This window comes from Streptomyces sp. NPDC048352 (assembly GCF_040651895.1).
GTDB lineage: Bacteria > Actinomycetota > Actinomycetes > Streptomycetales > Streptomycetaceae > Streptomyces.
The window spans coordinates 43,534-57,798 of sequence record NZ_JBEZKZ010000045.1; the positions used below are offsets into that span (position 1 = coordinate 43,534).

Here is a 14,265-nt window from a genome sequence, read left to right on the forward strand (position 1 = left end):
AGGCTGCACAGATGAACGGCAACGGAAAGCTCCACGGAGCGGTGGTCGCGGTGGCCGGAGCCGGCGGCCCCGCCGGCCGCGCCGCGCTGATGCGCCTCGCCGAGGCGGGCGCCACCGTCGTGGCCTCCGACGCCGACGCGGCGCGCCTGGCCGAGGCCGTCGACGCGGCCCGGTACGCCCACGGCGGCGCCACCGTCACCGGCGACACCGTCGACCTGCTCGACCTGGAGGCCACCAAGGCCTGGGCCGAGCGCACCGAGAAGGAGTTCGGCCGGGTCGACGGGCTCGTCCACCTGGTCGGCGGCTGGCGCGGCAGCAAGACCTTCACCGACGTGGACCTCGCGGACTGGGGCTTCCTGGAGAAGCTCCTGATCCGCACCGTCCAGCACACCTCGCTCGCCTTCCACGACGCGCTGCTGCGCAGCGACCGCGGACGCTACGTGCTGATCAGCCAGTCCGGCGCGCACAAGCCGGTCGCCAACAACGCCGCGTACAACGCGGGCAAGGCGGCCGCCGAGGCCTGGACCCTGGCCATGGCGGACTCCTTCCGCAAGGCGGGGGGCGAGGGCGAGCCGACCACCGCCGCCGCGATCGTGGTGATCAAGGCACTGGTGCACGACGCGATGCGCGCCGAGCGCCCCCAAGCGAAGTTCGCGGGCTTCACCGACGTCAAGGAGCTGGCCGAGGCCATCGCCGGCGTCTGGGAGCGGCCCGCCTCCGAAGTGAACGGACAGCGTCTGTGGCTCACTCCGCAACCGTGAAGACCGATGCCCGCCGCCACCACGATCCGGCGGTCCGCGGCTTCGCGAGCGACAACTACGCGGGGGTGCATCCGGAGATCCTGGAGGCCGTCGCGCTGGCCAACGGCGGCCACCAGGTCGCCTACGGCGAGGACGAGTACACCGAACACCTGCAGAAGGTCATCCGCAGCCACTTCGGCCCGTACGCGCAGGCCTTCCCGGTCTTCAACGGCACCGGCGCGAACGTCACCGCCCTCCAGGCGATGACCGACCGCTGGGGCGCCGTGATCTGCGCCAAGTCCGCCCACATCAACGTGGACGAGGGCGGCGCCCCGGAGCGGATGGCCGGCATCAAGCTGCTCGCCGTCCCCACCCCGGACGGCAAGCTCACCCCCGAGCTGATCGACCAGGAGGCCTGGGGCTTCGACGACGAGCACCGGGCGATGCCCCAGGTCGTCTCGATCACCCAGAACACCGAGCTCGGCACGGTCTACACGCCGGACGAGATCAGGGCCATCTGCGAGCACGCGCACGGCCTCGGCATGAAGGTGCACCTCGACGGTGCCCGGATAGCCAACGCCGCGGCCTCGCTCGACGTGCCGATGCGGACCTTCACCAACGCGGCGGGCGTCGACGTGCTGTCCTACGGCGGCACCAAGAACGGCATGATGTTCGGCGAGGCCGTGGTCGTGGTGAACCCGGACGCGGTCCGGCAGATGAAGCACGTCCGCAAGATGTCGATGCAGCTCGCCTCCAAGATGCGCTTCGTGTCGGTGCAGCTGGAGGCCCTGCTGGCCAAGGACCTGTGGCTGCGCAACGCCCGCCAGGCCAACGCGATGGCGCAGCGTCTCGCGGCGGGCGTGCGCGAGACGGACGGGGTGGAGATCCTCTACCCGGTGCAGGCCAACGCCGTCTTCGCGAAGCTGCCGCACGAGGTGTCGCGCCGGCTCCAGCAGCGCTACCGCTTCTACTTCTGGGACGAGGCCGCCGGCCACGTCCGCTGGATGTGCGGCTACGACACCCAGGAGGAGGACGTGGACGGCTTCCTCCAGGCCCTCAAGGAGGAGCTGGCGCGCTAGCGCGGCCCCGCGCAGAAGTGAATAGATATGCCTCCGACCGTAAATCTATTGATCTACGGTCGGAGGCATGCCTATGCTCCCGCCCATGCAGCTCCTCCAACAGAACCCTGACATACACGCATACTTGGCCTCGGATGAGGCCGTAGACCACTGGCATCCGCTGGTGCAGGAAACCGCCGACGCCCTCTGGTCCGCCACCGGTGATGCATACTCATACGCCAAAGCCGCCTTCGAATTCGTCCGGGACACCATCCCGCACTCGGCGGACTCCGGCGACACGCGGGTCTCCTGGCGCGCCTCCGGCGTACTCGGCACCCGCAACGGCATCTGCCACGCCAAGTCCCACGCGCTCGCCGCCCTGCTGCGCGCCCAGGGGATCCCGGCGGCCCTGTGCTACCAGCTCCTCGGCGACGACGACGGGACCGGCCTCCTCGTCCACGGGCTCGTCGCCGTCCGGCTGCCCGGCTCCGAGACCTGGGCCCGGATCGACCCGCGCGGCAACAAGCCGGGCGTGGACGCGCAGTTCAGCCTCGACCGGGAGCGGCTCGCCTTCCCCGTCCGCCCCGAACTCGGCGAGATCGACTACCCCGAGCTGTACGCCGCCCCGCACCCCGCCGTGCTCAAGGCCCTGCGGGACTCCGCGGACCGGCCGGAGCTGTGGCGGAACCTGCCGACCGCTCTGTAGCCCCCTCCGGCGGTACGCCCGCACCTGCCGACACCAGCGCGTGCAGCGCGCCCGCCGCCAGCTGCAGCACGGCGATCCCGAGCAGCAGCGTCCACGGCGGCGCGGCGGCGGCCAGCCCCACCAGGGCCGCGCCGGCCGAGGCCGCCGTCACCTTCAGCCCCGCCCCCAGCGTGAAGACCTGGGCCCGGACCCCCGCCGGGGCGTGCTCCGAGCGGATCCGCAGCGTCGCCGTCAGCAGCGGCCCGTCGCACACCCCCGCCACCGCGAACGCCACCGCCGTCAGCGCCACGGACGGCGTGAACGCCGCCACCCCGAGAGCGGCCCCGGTCCCCGCCATGCCCCAGCGGGCCAGCCGGCCCGGCGCCACGCCGGTCATCCGGCCCAGCGTCAGGGACCCGGCCAGCGCACCCACCGCGAAGGCCGTCATCAGCACGCCGCCCGCGCCCGGACGGTCCAGGCCGGCCGCGAGCAGCACCGAGGTGGTGGTCAGCGACCCGATGCCGACGAACGCCAGGGTCGTCGCCGAGGTGATGGCCCTCAGCTCCCGGACCCGCCACAGGGCGGTCAGCCCCGCGCCCAGCCCGGCGCGGGGCCCGTCCGGGGAGCGGCCCGCGCCCTGGTCCTCGTACGGGAGGGACGCGGCCAGCAGCGCCGCCAGCGCCGCCGAAACCGCCAGTACGGCCATCGCCGGGCCCGCCGAGGCCGCCGCCCCCACCAGGCCGACAGCCGCCGGGGCCGTGACCGACGCCGCGTTGTAGGTGGAGGCGTCCCAGCCGTAGGCACGGTCCCGTGCGGGGCCCGCCGGCAACAGCCCCGCGACCAGGCTGGAGAGCCCGCCCGTCACCACCGGCCCGCAGCTCCCGCCGAGCAACGCCACCGCGAGCACCACCGGCACCGGAGCCCGGCCCAGCAGCAGGGACAGTGCCGCCACCGCGGCCGTGAACCCCGCCAGGGCGCCCGCGTAGAACAGCCGGGGCCGCCGGGCCCGGGCCGCTGCGGCACCCGCCAGCGGCGCGGCCAGCACGTGCGGCGCCAGCCAGGCGGTCAGGACGAACGCCCCGTGCGCGGCGCTGCCGGTGCGCTCCAGCGCCAGCAGCACCACCGCCATGCCCATGCCCTCGGACGCGAAGCGCGCGGCGAGCGCCGCGGCCAGGTACCGCCCGAACCCGCCCATCGGCGAACCCTCCCCCTGAGTGACCTGCCGAACGGACACGACGTTACGCCGCAGGGGTGCGGGGCGGGCGGCGGGAACGCGCCGTCCTCCGGCGGGATCAGCCCGCTTCGCGCTCCTTGACCTGCGCCGCCGTGGGCGCGGTGCCGCCCAGGTGGGCCGGGAGCCACCAGGAGTCCCCGGGGCCCTGCGGCGTGGCCGGGTAGGCGCTCTGCGCCGCGTCCAGCAGCTCCTGCACGCGCTCGCGCAGGCGGCGGGTGATCGCGCCCGCGTACTGGTCGGCCGGAGCCTCCAGGGGCTCGCCGACCCGCATGGTCACCGGGATGTGGCTGCGCTTGAGGTTCTTCGGGCGGCCCTTGGTCCACAGCCGCTGCGTGCCCCACAGGGCCACCGGGATCAGCGGGACCCCGGCCTCCTGGGCCATGCGCGCCGCACCCGACTTGAAGCTCTTGAGGGTGAAGGACTGGGAGATCGTCGCCTCCGGGAACACCCCGATGATCTCGCCGGAGCGCAGCGAGTCCAGGGCGTGCTGGTAGGCGGTCTCGCCCTGCGTGCGGTCCACCGGGATGTGCTTCATCGCGCGCATCAGCGGGCCCGAGACCTTGTGCCGGAACACCGACTCCTTGGCCATGAAGCGGACCAGGCGCTTCTGCGGCCGCGCGGTCAGGCCGGCGAAGATGAAGTCGAGGTAACCGATGTGGTTCGACACCAGGACCGCCCCGCCCTTGCGCGGGATGTTCTCGGTGCCCTTCATGTCGATCCGGATGTCCAGCGCACGGAAGAGGGTGTGCGCGGCACCGATCACCGGGGGGTAGACGAGCTCACCCATCGTGGGAAGACCCCGCTTTCTGCCTGGGGAGGTAATCCCGGCCGGAAGTTACGGCAGCGTAGGTACGCGGCCATTGGGGATCGTGCCCCAAACGCGGCCCGCTGGCCAGCCCAGACGCCCGCGCCGGGGGAGATTCTCGTCACGCGGGGAATGCCGCGCGCCGGACGGGCGCTCGCAGTACGTACAGGCGGACGGGCGGACGGGAGCGGGCGTGGGCGGGCACGGAGAAGGGGCGCGGGGGGCGGGCGGGCTGCCGGGCGGTCGGTCGGGCGGGCAGGCGGGCGGTCAAGGGCCCCTCGGCGCCGCCGAGCTGGGCCGGGCGCCGGGGGAGCGGGCCAGCCTGGTCCAGTTCTCCAGCGCCTTCTGCCAGCCCTGCCGGGCCACCCGCAGGATCCTCGCCGAAGTCGCCGGCCTGGTGGACGGGGTGGCGCACATCGAGATCGACGCCGAGCGCAACCTCGCACTCGTGCGCGCCCTCGGCATCGAGAAGACCCCGACCGTGCTCGTCCTGGACGCCCGCGGGCGCATCGTCCGGCGCGCCGCCGGGATGCCCCGCAAGGCCGACGTGATCGCCGCACTGGGGGCCGCGCTGTGACGGATGCGCCGGTACGTGCGCCCGCACGGAGCGTGACGCGCCTGACACTTGCCTGCTGCGGCTTGACTGTGTACGCGTGAGATCGCCAGGCTGACCGCATGCGGTATGAACTCCTGCTTTACGGGCGGGTCCACGTGGACCTCGTCCGCCACGCGAGCGCGCGCTGTCGGGACCACTGAACGCTCCCGGCCCCAGACCCCCGACCGCGCCCGCGACCCCCGCGGCGGAAGGAAGCACTCCCATGACGGCCCCGACGGCCCCGCCCGCGTCCCTCGGCTCCTTCGACCCCTTCGACGGCGACCGCCCCGCCGCCCAGCCCGGCTCGCCGGAGCTGCTCCGCTCGGTCTTCCGGCGGCACGCCGCGGGCGTCGCGGTGATCACCGCGGAGAGCGGGGGCCGGCCCGCCGGGTTCACCGCGACCTCCCTCAACTCCGTCTCCGCGGAGCCGCCGCTGCTCTCGTTCACCATCGGCACCGGTGCCTCCAGCTGGCCCGCCGTACGCGACAGCGAGTACCTCGGGGTCCACATACTCGGCGAGCACCAGCGGGAGCTGGCCGGCCTCTTCGCGCGCAGCGGCGCCGACCGCTTCGGGCCGGACACCCGCTGGGCGCCGGGCCCGCACGGCGTGCCGCTGCTGGACGGGGTGCTGGCGTGGACGGTGTGCCGGGTGGTGGCGCGGGTGCCGGCCGGAGCGCACCGGGTGGTCATCGCGGAGGTGGTGATGGGGGACCCGGCGGGTGAGGGCCGGCCCCTGCTGTACCACCAGGGGCGCTTCAACGCGTTGCGGGACTGAATCGTCCCTGCTGGGGCGGGTTCGGGTGGCGTTGGACAGATCACAGTTCGGCGGCCTTGCAACCGGGGAAGACCCAATGTGTACTGACGAGTAACATTCCCTTCGGAGCGCGGGCCGCCCCGACCGGGATCCGCCCCACAAGGCGCCTATGCTGCCTGCACAAGGCGGTATCAGAAAAAGACGATGCGGTAGGAGAGCCGGCGTGAGCCTGAGGATCGTTGTCTGTGTGAAGTACGTGCCCGACGCCACCGGTGACCGGCACTTCGCCGATGACCTGACCGTCGACCGCGACGACGTGGACGGTCTGCTGTCGGAGCTCGACGAGTACGCCGTCGAGCAGGCGCTGCAGATCGCCGACGAGGCGGACGAGGCCGAGATCACCGTCCTGACGGTGGGCCCCGAGGACGCCAAGGACGCGCTGCGCAAGGCGCTGTCCATGGGTGCCGACAAGGCCATCCACGTCGAGGACGACGACCTGCACGGCACTGACGTCATCGGTACCTCGCTGGTCCTGGCCAAGGCCATCGAGAAGGCCGGCTACGACCTGGTCATCACCGGCATGGCCTCGACCGACGGCACCATGGGTGTCCTCCCGGCGATCCTGGCCGAGCGCCTGGGCGTCCCGCAGGTCACCCTGCTCTCCGAGGTCAAGGTCGAGGACGGCACCGTCACGGGCCGCCGCGACGGCGACTCCGCGAGCGAGCAGCTGGAGGCCTCCCTCCCCGCGCTCGTCTCGGTGACGGACCAGTCGGGCGAGGCCCGCTACCCGTCCTTCAAGGGCATCATGGCCGCCAAGAAGAAGCCGGTGGAGTCCTGGGACCTGTCCGACCTGGACCTGGAGGCCGAAGAGGTCGGCCTCGAGGGCGCCTACACCGTGGTCGACTCCGCGGCGCAGCGTCCGGCCCGCACCGCCGGCACGATCGTCAAGGACGAGGGCGAGGGCGGCAAGCAGCTGGCCGAGTTCCTGGCCGGCCAGAAGTTCATCTAAGAACTTCGGTCACCCCTCTCAAGCCCCCAGACACTTCGCAATAGCAGGAGAGCAGTCCCATGGCTGAAGTTCTCGTCTACGTCGACCACGTGGACGGTGCCGTCCGCAAGCCCACCCTCGAGCTGCTGACGCTGGCCCGCCGCGTCGGCGAGCCCGTCGCCGTCGCCCTGGGCGCCGGTGCCGAGGCCACCGCCGCCGTGCTCGCCGAGCACGGTGCCGTCAAGGTCCTCACCGCCGACGCCCCCGAGTTCGCCGACTACCTCGTCGTCCCGAAGGTGGACGCGCTGGAGGCCGCGTACAAGGCCGTGTCCCCGGCCGCCGTGCTCGTCCCCTCCTCCGCCGAGGGCAAGGAGATCGCCGCGCGCCTCGCCGTGCGCATCGGTTCCGGCATCATCACCGACGCCATCGACCTGGAGGCCGGTGACGAGGGCCCGGTCGCGACGCAGTCCGCCTTTGCCGCGTCGTTCACCACCAAGTCCCGCGTCTCCAAGGGCACCCCGGTCATCACCGTGAAGCCGAACTCGGCCCCGGTCGAGGCCGCCCCGGCCGCCGGCGCCGTCGAGGCGCTCGCCGTCACCTTCGGCGCCCTGGCCACCGGTACCAAGGTCGTCTCCCGCACCCCGCGCGAGTCCACCGGCCGCCCGGAGCTGACCGAGGCCGCGATCGTCGTCTCCGGCGGCCGCGGCGTCAACGGCGCGGAGAACTTCCACCTCATCGAGGACCTCGCGGACTCCCTCGGTGCGGCGGTCGGCGCCTCGCGCGCCGCCGTCGACGCCGGCTGGTACCCGCACTCGAACCAGGTCGGCCAGACCGGCAAGTCGGTCTCCCCGCAGCTGTACATCGCCTCCGGCATCTCGGGCGCGATCCAGCACCGCGCCGGCATGCAGACGTCGAAGACCATCGTGGCCATCAACAAGGACGCCGAGGCCCCGATCTTCGACCTGGTCGACTACGGCGTGGTCGGCGACCTCTTCGAGGTCGTCCCCCAGCTGACGGGCGAGATCAAGGCGCGCAAGGGCTGAAAGCCCGACGCTGGTCACTGACCTGCGCATCTGTGGCCTACGGGGCCGTGTGGTGATTGTCACCGCACGGCCCCGAGTCGTTTGTCCCAGGCGCCGGAGGGACCATTGACTGAGCGGAACCCCGTGGCTAAGTTCTGCTATGCGGATCTAAGCTTCCGTGAAGCGGAAAAGAGGAGAGTGCACGATGGGTCAGCAGGAGAAGGTGGCGACGAGCCTCGCAGGCGCGGTCAGCGAGGGCATCAGCGCCTCCCTGGCGCCGGTGGACGCGGAACTCGCGCGCCACTACCCGGGCGACCCCGGCACCCGCCAGCCCATCCACACCGTCTACGTCCCCGGTGACGTGTTCGCCGCCGACACCATCCGCTCCTGGGGCGACCAGGCCCTCGCGGCCCTCGACGAGCACGCCCCGGACGCCGCCACCTTCGCCAAGGTGCTCGGCATCTCCGACGAGCTCGCGGTACCCGTCTACGACCGCGTCCGCGCCAAGCTCGCCACCGAGCCCGTCGAGGACCTGCGCGTCGACTTCGAGGACGGCTTCGGCGTCCGCTCCGACGAGGAGGAGGACCAGGCCGCGGCCCGCGCCGCCCGCCTCGTCTCGGAGGCCTTCTCCAACGGCACCAACGCCCCGTACATGGGCATCCGCATGAAGTGCATGGAGTCCAACGTCCGCGACCGCGGCATCCGCACCACCGACATCTTCCTCTCCGGCCTGCTGGAGCACGGCGGCCTGCCGGAGGGCCTCGTCCTCACCCTGCCCAAGGTCACCTACGCCGAGCAGGTCAGCGCTTTCGTCAAGCTGCTGGAGGCCTTCGAGACCACCCGCGGCCTGCGCGCGGGCCGGATCGGCTTCGAGATCCAGATCGAGACCAGCCAGTCCATCCTCGCCTCCGACGGCACCGCCACCGTGGCCCGGATGATCGAGGCCTCCAAGGGCCGCGCCACCGGCCTGCACTACGGCACCTTCGACTACAGCGCCTGCGTCGGCGTCTCCGCCGCCTACCAGGCCAGCGACCACCCCGCCGCCGACCACGCGAAGGCGATCATGCAGGTCGCGGCCGCCGGCACCGGCGTACGCGTCTCCGACGGCTCGACGAACGTGCTGCCCATCGGCACCACCGAGAAGGTCCACGAGGGCTGGAGGCTGCACTACGGCCTCACCCGCCGTGCGCTGGCCCGCGCCTACTACCAGGGCTGGGATATGCACCCGGCGCACCTGCCGACCCGCTACGCGGCCGTCTTCACCTTCTACCGCGAGGGCCTCGAAGCCGCGGCCGCGCGCCTGAAGGCGTACGTCGCGAAGATCGAGGGCGACGTCATGGACGAGCCGGCCACCGCCAAGGCCCTGGCCGGCTACCTGGTCCGCGGCCTCGACTGCGGCGCCGTCGGCGCCGACGAGGTCACCGCCCTCACCGGCCTGACCCGCGCGGAACTGGACGCCTTCGCCATCCCGCGCCGCTCGGCGACCCTGACGGCGACCGCCTGACCCGCACGTCCCCGCACGGCCCGGCCCGGAATCACCCGAGCCGGGCCGTCGGCATGCCCGGCAGCAGCCAGCAGCGGAGCGTGCCGTCGTCCCCGGCGGAGGCCAGCAGGCTCGCGTCGGGGGAGAAGGCGACACCCCGGACGGCGCCGGTGTGGCCGGTCAGCGGCAGGCTGCCGGCGGCCTCGCCCGTGGCGGTGTCCCAGAGCCGCACGGTCCCGTCTCCGCTCGCGCTGGCCAGCCGGTCTCCCCGCGAGGAGAAGGCCAGGTCGTGGACAGGACCGGCGTGCCCGGAGAGGCGGTGGGCGGGGGCGGCGGGGGCGCGGACGTCCCACAGCAGGACGTGCCCGTCGGAGTCGCCGGTCGCCAGCAGGTCGCCGTCCGGGGAGAAGGCCAGGGCGCCGACGCTGCTCAGGTGGGACACGAGCTCCAGGGCGGCCTCTTCCGGTGTGGAGGGATCCCACAGCACCACCCGCTCGCCCATCGCGGCGGCCAGTCTGCTCCCGTCCGCTGCGGCGGCGAGGGCGAATACGTCCGACACGTCATCCGGTACGTGTCCGGCCTTCCGGTCGTCGGCCGCGTCCAGGACGGACACCCGCCCCTCCGCGCCGATGACGGCCACCTTCCGGCCGCCGCAGAAGGAGACGTGCGACACCAGCGAAACGGGGTGGCCGTGCGGTCCGCCCCGCGTCCACAGCCTGGCCGGCCCGCCCCCGCGGAGGAAGTCCACACCCCAAGGAGCCGTGCCGGGAGGCGTGAACAAGCTCTCGGGCAGCTGGACGCGTGCCGCCGGGTCCCAGGAGAGGATCTGGCCGTCCTTCGCCCGGACCACGAGGCGGCCGCCGTCCGGCGAGAAGGCGAGCCGGCGCAGGGCGACTCCACTGTCCGCCGCGAGGGGAGGCAGGGCCACCGCCTGACGCTGGCGCAAGGCCGCGCCGAGGGCCCGTGTGGACAGCGGTCCGGGCGGCGGCGTGTGTTCCGTGTGCGGCGTGTCGTGGTAGACGACCAGGCTGTTGCTCTCGCCGCAGACGGCGAGCATACGGCCGTCGGGGGACAGCGCCGCCGAGCTGAACGGACCCTTGTGCGTGGTCAGCGGCCTGCCCAGGAGGTCACCGGTCGAAGGGTCCCACAGGCGTACGGTGCCACCGCTGTCCACGGTGGCCAGCCGTCGGCCGTCCGCGGAGAAGGCCACCTCGCTACCCCCTTCGCCGGTCGCCGGAAGACTGCGCACGAGGGCGTGGGTGGCGGTGTCCCACAGCGACGTCTCCTCGTGGCCGGTCATGGCCAGCAGGGCTCCGTCGGCGGAGAACGCGGCTCCGAGAGGGAGACGAGGGTTCTCGGTGAGGTGCGTACCGACACTCGAACCGGCCCTGAATTCCCAGAGCGACAGCGCCTGCCCGTCGCGGAACGCGGCCCGGACCCGGCCGTCGGGGAGGCAGGACAAGGCTTTGATCTCACCGCTGTGCCCGGTCAGTGGCCGGCCGACCGGTTCTCCGGTGGCCACGTCCCAGCGGATGATCACGTTGACGTCGTCGGCCGCGGCCAGTATCCGGCCGTCCGGCGTGAAGGCGACGGCGTCGACGGAGCCGTCGTGGCCGAGCAGGGGCGGCCGCGCCGGCTCGAGGGTGGCGGTGTCCCACAGGTGCACCGTGCCGTGCATGTCCCCGACGGCCAGCACCCCGCTGCTCGGGGAGAACGCCAGCGAAAGGGCGGCGACCTCTCCCTCGATCGTGCCGAGCGAGGCTCCGCGGACCGGGTCCCACAGGTGCACCACTCCTTCGTTGTCCTCCCTCACACCGGACACGGCGAGGATCCGGCCGTCGGGGGAGAAAGCCGCGCAGTAGTTGTTGTCCACCCATCTGCTGAGTACGTGGGCCACGGCGAAGCCGGTCCCGCCGCCGGGAACGGGGGGTGCGGCCGCCGGGGAGCGCCGGGCCGGCTCCAGGGCGGCCAGTTCCCGCCAGCGGCGCCGCCAGGGCTCCAGCTCGGGGGAGTTGTGGGGCGGCACGGGCCGCTCCGCTCCGAACGCGTCGTATGCGTAAAGGATGCGGACCAGGCCCATCAGCCGGTCCAGACCCAGCAGCCGTTCGCCCCGGAACGCCTCGCTCTGGGTGGCCACCGGCAGACGGATCCCGGTCGCGGACCTCGCCGCGCGCGCAGCGAGGTCACGGTACGAAGGCTTGCCGCGCTCGATCCGCAGCTGCCGCAAGTCGGCCGCGAGCGAGGCGAGTTCTTCATTGAACGTAGGCACGCTTTTCATTACGGGCCAGGCTATGAGGGTACGGACGGGTCCGCCGGACAATCCCGGACAGTGCCGAACACAGCCGTGTCCGGTGCCGGTTCCGGGTTCGTCCGGCGGAGACCGGCCCCCGATGCGCGGCGCGCTGGAATCGGGGCATGACCACACCCCCGGATGCCGATCCGCCCCTGCTGACCCTGCACGCCGCCGTCGTGCTGCTCGGCGCTCTGTTCGCCGGCTTCGTCGCCGCCGGGCTGGGCTACCTCGGCGGCGTGCCGCCCGCGCTGGCGCTGCTGGCCGGGTTGACGGCGGCCGGCGGGGCCGTGCCCGTGCTGCGGTCGCTCATCCGCTGACCGGCGGGAGTTCACCGGAGCCGCGGGGGACGAGGCGGGTGGGGAGCTCGATGCGGGACGGGGGGAGGGCGGCGCCGGCCAGGCGCTGGAAGAGGCGGTCCGTGGCCACCCGCCCCAGGGCCGCCGCGTCCTGCGCCACCACCGTGACGCCCGGGCGCAGCAGGTCGGCCAGCTCGAAGTCGTCGAAGCCGACCAGCGCCACCGGCCGGGGCAGCGCCGCGAGCACCCGTACGACGGTGACGGTGACCCGGTTGTTGGCCGCGAAGACGGCGGTGACCGGCTCCGGGCCCGCCAGCATCGCCCGGGCCGCCGCCGCCACCCGTTCCGGAGCGGTGGAGCCGAGGGAGACCCAGGCGTCCGCCACCGGCAGGCCCGCCCGCCCCATCGCCTCGCGGTACCCGCGCAGGCGCTCCGTGGCGGTGTGGATGCGGGGGTGGTCGCCGATGAAGCCGATCCGCCGGTGCCCGCCGGCGATCAGGTGCGCCACCCCGTCCCGCGCCCCGCCGAAGCTGTCCGACAGGACGACGTCCGCCTCGATCCCGCCCGCCGGGCGGTCCACGAACACGGTGGCCACCCCCGCCCGGATCTCCGGCTCCAGGTAGCGGTGGTCGTCGCCGGCCGGGATGACGATCAGCCCGTCCACCCGGCGGGCGCACAGCGCGAGCGCCAACTCCCGCTCCCGGTCGGGGTCCTCGGCACTGGAGCCGTTGATGAGCAGGGCGCCGTGGTCGCGGGCCACCTCCTCCACGGCCCGGTTGAGCGGACCGTAGAAGGGGTCGGCCAGGTCCTCCAGGACCAGGCCCACAGTGGCGGTCCGGCCCTTGCGGAGCACCCGCGCGCTGTCGTTGCGGCGGAAACCGAGCGCCTCGATGGCCTCCTGCACGCGCCGTTCGGTGTCGGGGGTCACCCCCGACTCGCCGTTGACGACCCGCGAGACCGTCTTCAGGCCGACCCCCGCCCGGGCCGCCACGTCCTTCATGGTCGGCCGGTTGCCGTAGGGGGGCTCGGACGGGCGGCGGGTCTGCGGCACGGCGGGGAAACCTCCGGAGGTGGCGGGCGGGGCGGAAGGGCTCCGAGCTCGGCTGTGATCTCGGCCCCGGCCTTGAGCATAAGCACTCGGCCGGCGGGCGGGTTTCCGTGGCAGGGTGGGGCGGGCAAGCCACCGGGGGGCTTCGGAGGCGAGCCATAGGGAGAGGGATAGACGTGATTGTCTGGATCAACGGCACTTTCGGTGCCGGGAAGACCAGCACGGCCCGCGAACTGGCCGGACTCCTTCCGGACAGCAGCCTGTACGACCCGGAGCTCATCGGCGACGCGCTGCGCCGGCTCCTGCCGGCCAAACGCCTCGCGGAGGTCGACGACTACCAGGACCTGCCGAGCTGGCGGCGGCTCGTGGTGGACACGGCGGCGGCAATGCTGGCGGAGCTGGGCGGGGTGCTGGTCGTGCCGATGACCCTGCTGCGGCAGGAGTACCGCGACGAGATCTTCGGCGCTCTCGCGGCGCGCCGGATCCCGGTGCGGCACGTGCTGCTCGCCCCTGAGGAAACGATCCTGCGTGAGCGCATCGCGACCCGGCAGGAGCCGGGGGCGCCGGAGGAGGTGGACGTACGGGTCCGCCAGTGGGCGTACGACCACATCCCGGCGTACCGGCAGGCGCTGGGGTGGCTGACCGCCGACGCCCACCTCGTCGACAACGGTCGGCTGACGGTGCGCGAGACGGCGCAGCGCATCGCCGACGCCGTGCGCACCGGCACGGCGCCGGTCTGCGACATCGTGCAGACCCCGGAGCCGACGCGGGAGACGGTGGCGGCGGGGGTGCTGCTCTTCGACGACCAGGACCGGGTGCTCCTGGTGGATCCGACGTACAAGCCGGGCTGGGAGTTCCCGGGCGGGGTGGTCGAGGCAGGCGAGGCGCCGGCCCGCGCGGGCGTACGGGAGGTCGCGGAGGAGCTGGGCCTGACGCTGGAGCGGGCCCCGGGGCTGCTGGTGGTCGACTGGGAGCCGCCCCGTCCCCCGGCGTACGGAGGGCTGCGCCTGCTGTTCGACGGCGGGCGGCTGGCGGAGCCGGAGATCGCGCGGCTGCGGCTGCCCGGTCCGGAACTGCGGGCCTGGCGCTTCGTCACGGAGGCGGAGGCCGCTGGCCTGTTGCCGCCGCAGCGCAGGGAACGGCTGCGCTGGGCCCTGCGCGCACGGGAGCGCGGCCACCCGCTGTACCTGGAGTCGGGCCGGCCCACCCCCTGACCGGGGCCGGGCGCCCCGCGCCGCAGCGGCGGGCAGGCGCGGGCCGGCTT

Annotated in this window: 14 protein-coding genes; 10 read left to right on the plus strand and 4 right to left on the minus strand. The window is 73.4% G+C overall.

All coding sequences use genetic code 11. From position 1 onward, the window contains the following. Nucleotides 1–11 precede the first annotated feature (11 nt). The 3 genes from AB0D45_RS22520 (at nucleotide 12) to AB0D45_RS22530 (ending at nucleotide 2,504) form a co-directional block, all read left to right on the plus strand. The gene (locus AB0D45_RS22520; protein ID WP_361604628.1) at nucleotides 12–761 is read left to right on the plus strand and encodes an SDR family oxidoreductase; all 750 of its coding nucleotides are present in this window, start codon (nucleotides 12–14) and stop codon (nucleotides 759–761) included. Then, nucleotides 758–1,819, plus strand: coding sequence for a low specificity L-threonine aldolase (locus AB0D45_RS22525; protein WP_362461798.1), 1,062 nt, complete (start codon nucleotides 758–760; stop codon nucleotides 1,817–1,819). Before AB0D45_RS22520 ends, AB0D45_RS22525 begins: the two co-directional genes overlap by 4 nt. A gap of 85 nt (nucleotides 1,820–1,904) precedes the next feature. Continuing rightward, the gene (locus AB0D45_RS22530; RefSeq protein ID WP_362461801.1) at nucleotides 1,905–2,504 is read left to right on the plus strand and encodes a transglutaminase family protein; all 600 of its coding nucleotides are present in this window, start codon (nucleotides 1,905–1,907) and stop codon (nucleotides 2,502–2,504) included. On the opposite strand, the gene AB0D45_RS22535 is transcribed toward AB0D45_RS22530, so the two are convergent. Next, nucleotides 2,440–3,678, minus strand: a complete 1,239-nt coding sequence (locus AB0D45_RS22535) for an MFS transporter (protein ID WP_362461804.1) — start codon at nucleotides 3,676–3,678, stop codon at nucleotides 2,440–2,442. The two genes, AB0D45_RS22530 and AB0D45_RS22535, sit on opposite strands and share 65 nt — an antisense overlap. Before the next feature lie 97 nt (nucleotides 3,679–3,775). Further along, nucleotides 3,776–4,504, minus strand: a complete 729-nt coding sequence (locus tag AB0D45_RS22540; protein WP_361607136.1) for a lysophospholipid acyltransferase family protein — start codon at nucleotides 4,502–4,504, stop codon at nucleotides 3,776–3,778. A 250-nt stretch (nucleotides 4,505–4,754) separates the two neighbouring features. On the opposite strand from AB0D45_RS22540, the gene AB0D45_RS22545 reads away from it, so the two are divergent. The 5 genes from AB0D45_RS22545 to AB0D45_RS22565 all read left to right on the plus strand — a co-directional run bounded on the left by AB0D45_RS22545 (nucleotide 4,755) and on the right by AB0D45_RS22565 (nucleotide 9,385). Continuing rightward, nucleotides 4,755–5,099, plus strand: a complete 345-nt coding sequence (locus tag AB0D45_RS22545; RefSeq protein WP_361607163.1) for a thioredoxin family protein — start codon at nucleotides 4,755–4,757, stop codon at nucleotides 5,097–5,099. A 241-nt stretch (nucleotides 5,100–5,340) separates the two neighbouring features. After that, the gene (locus AB0D45_RS22550; protein WP_362461807.1) at nucleotides 5,341–5,892 is read left to right on the plus strand and encodes a flavin reductase family protein; all 552 of its coding nucleotides are present in this window, start codon (nucleotides 5,341–5,343) and stop codon (nucleotides 5,890–5,892) included. A gap of 202 nt (nucleotides 5,893–6,094) precedes the next feature. Further along, a complete protein-coding gene (locus AB0D45_RS22555; RefSeq protein ID WP_361607142.1) occupies nucleotides 6,095–6,880 on the plus strand; it encodes an electron transfer flavoprotein subunit beta/FixA family protein in 786 nt (261 codons plus the stop codon). Nucleotides 6,881–6,939: 59 nt separating this feature from the next. Further along, a complete protein-coding gene (locus AB0D45_RS22560) occupies nucleotides 6,940–7,902 on the plus strand; it encodes an electron transfer flavoprotein subunit alpha/FixB family protein (protein ID WP_361607145.1) in 963 nt (320 codons plus the stop codon). A 184-nt stretch (nucleotides 7,903–8,086) separates the two neighbouring features. Then, the gene (locus AB0D45_RS22565) at nucleotides 8,087–9,385 is read left to right on the plus strand and encodes an aldolase (RefSeq protein ID WP_362461811.1); all 1,299 of its coding nucleotides are present in this window, start codon (nucleotides 8,087–8,089) and stop codon (nucleotides 9,383–9,385) included. 31 nt (nucleotides 9,386–9,416) lie between these two features. Here the strand turns inward: AB0D45_RS22565 and AB0D45_RS22570 are convergent, their stop codons facing one another. Continuing rightward, nucleotides 9,417–11,633: a WD40 repeat domain-containing protein gene (locus tag AB0D45_RS22570; RefSeq protein ID WP_362461814.1), complete on the minus strand. Its 2,217-nt coding sequence runs from the start codon at nucleotides 11,631–11,633 to the stop codon at nucleotides 9,417–9,419. Nucleotides 11,634–11,779: 146 nt separating this feature from the next. Between AB0D45_RS22570 and AB0D45_RS22575 the strand changes: the two genes are divergently transcribed. Further along, nucleotides 11,780–11,974, plus strand: coding sequence for a hypothetical protein (locus AB0D45_RS22575; protein ID WP_362461817.1), 195 nt, complete (start codon nucleotides 11,780–11,782; stop codon nucleotides 11,972–11,974). Here the strand turns inward: AB0D45_RS22575 and AB0D45_RS22580 are convergent. After that, a complete protein-coding gene (locus tag AB0D45_RS22580) occupies nucleotides 11,964–12,953 on the minus strand; it encodes a LacI family DNA-binding transcriptional regulator (RefSeq protein ID WP_362461833.1) in 990 nt (329 codons plus the stop codon). The two genes, AB0D45_RS22575 and AB0D45_RS22580, sit on opposite strands and share 11 nt — an antisense overlap. A 224-nt stretch (nucleotides 12,954–13,177) precedes the next feature. Between AB0D45_RS22580 and AB0D45_RS22585 the strand changes: the two genes are divergently transcribed. After that, nucleotides 13,178–14,215 carry an NUDIX domain-containing protein gene (locus AB0D45_RS22585; protein WP_362461820.1) on the plus strand — a complete coding sequence of 346 codons (1,038 nt, stop codon included), beginning with the start codon at nucleotides 13,178–13,180 and terminating at the stop codon, nucleotides 14,213–14,215. The last annotated feature ends 50 nt before the right edge of the window (nucleotides 14,216–14,265 follow it).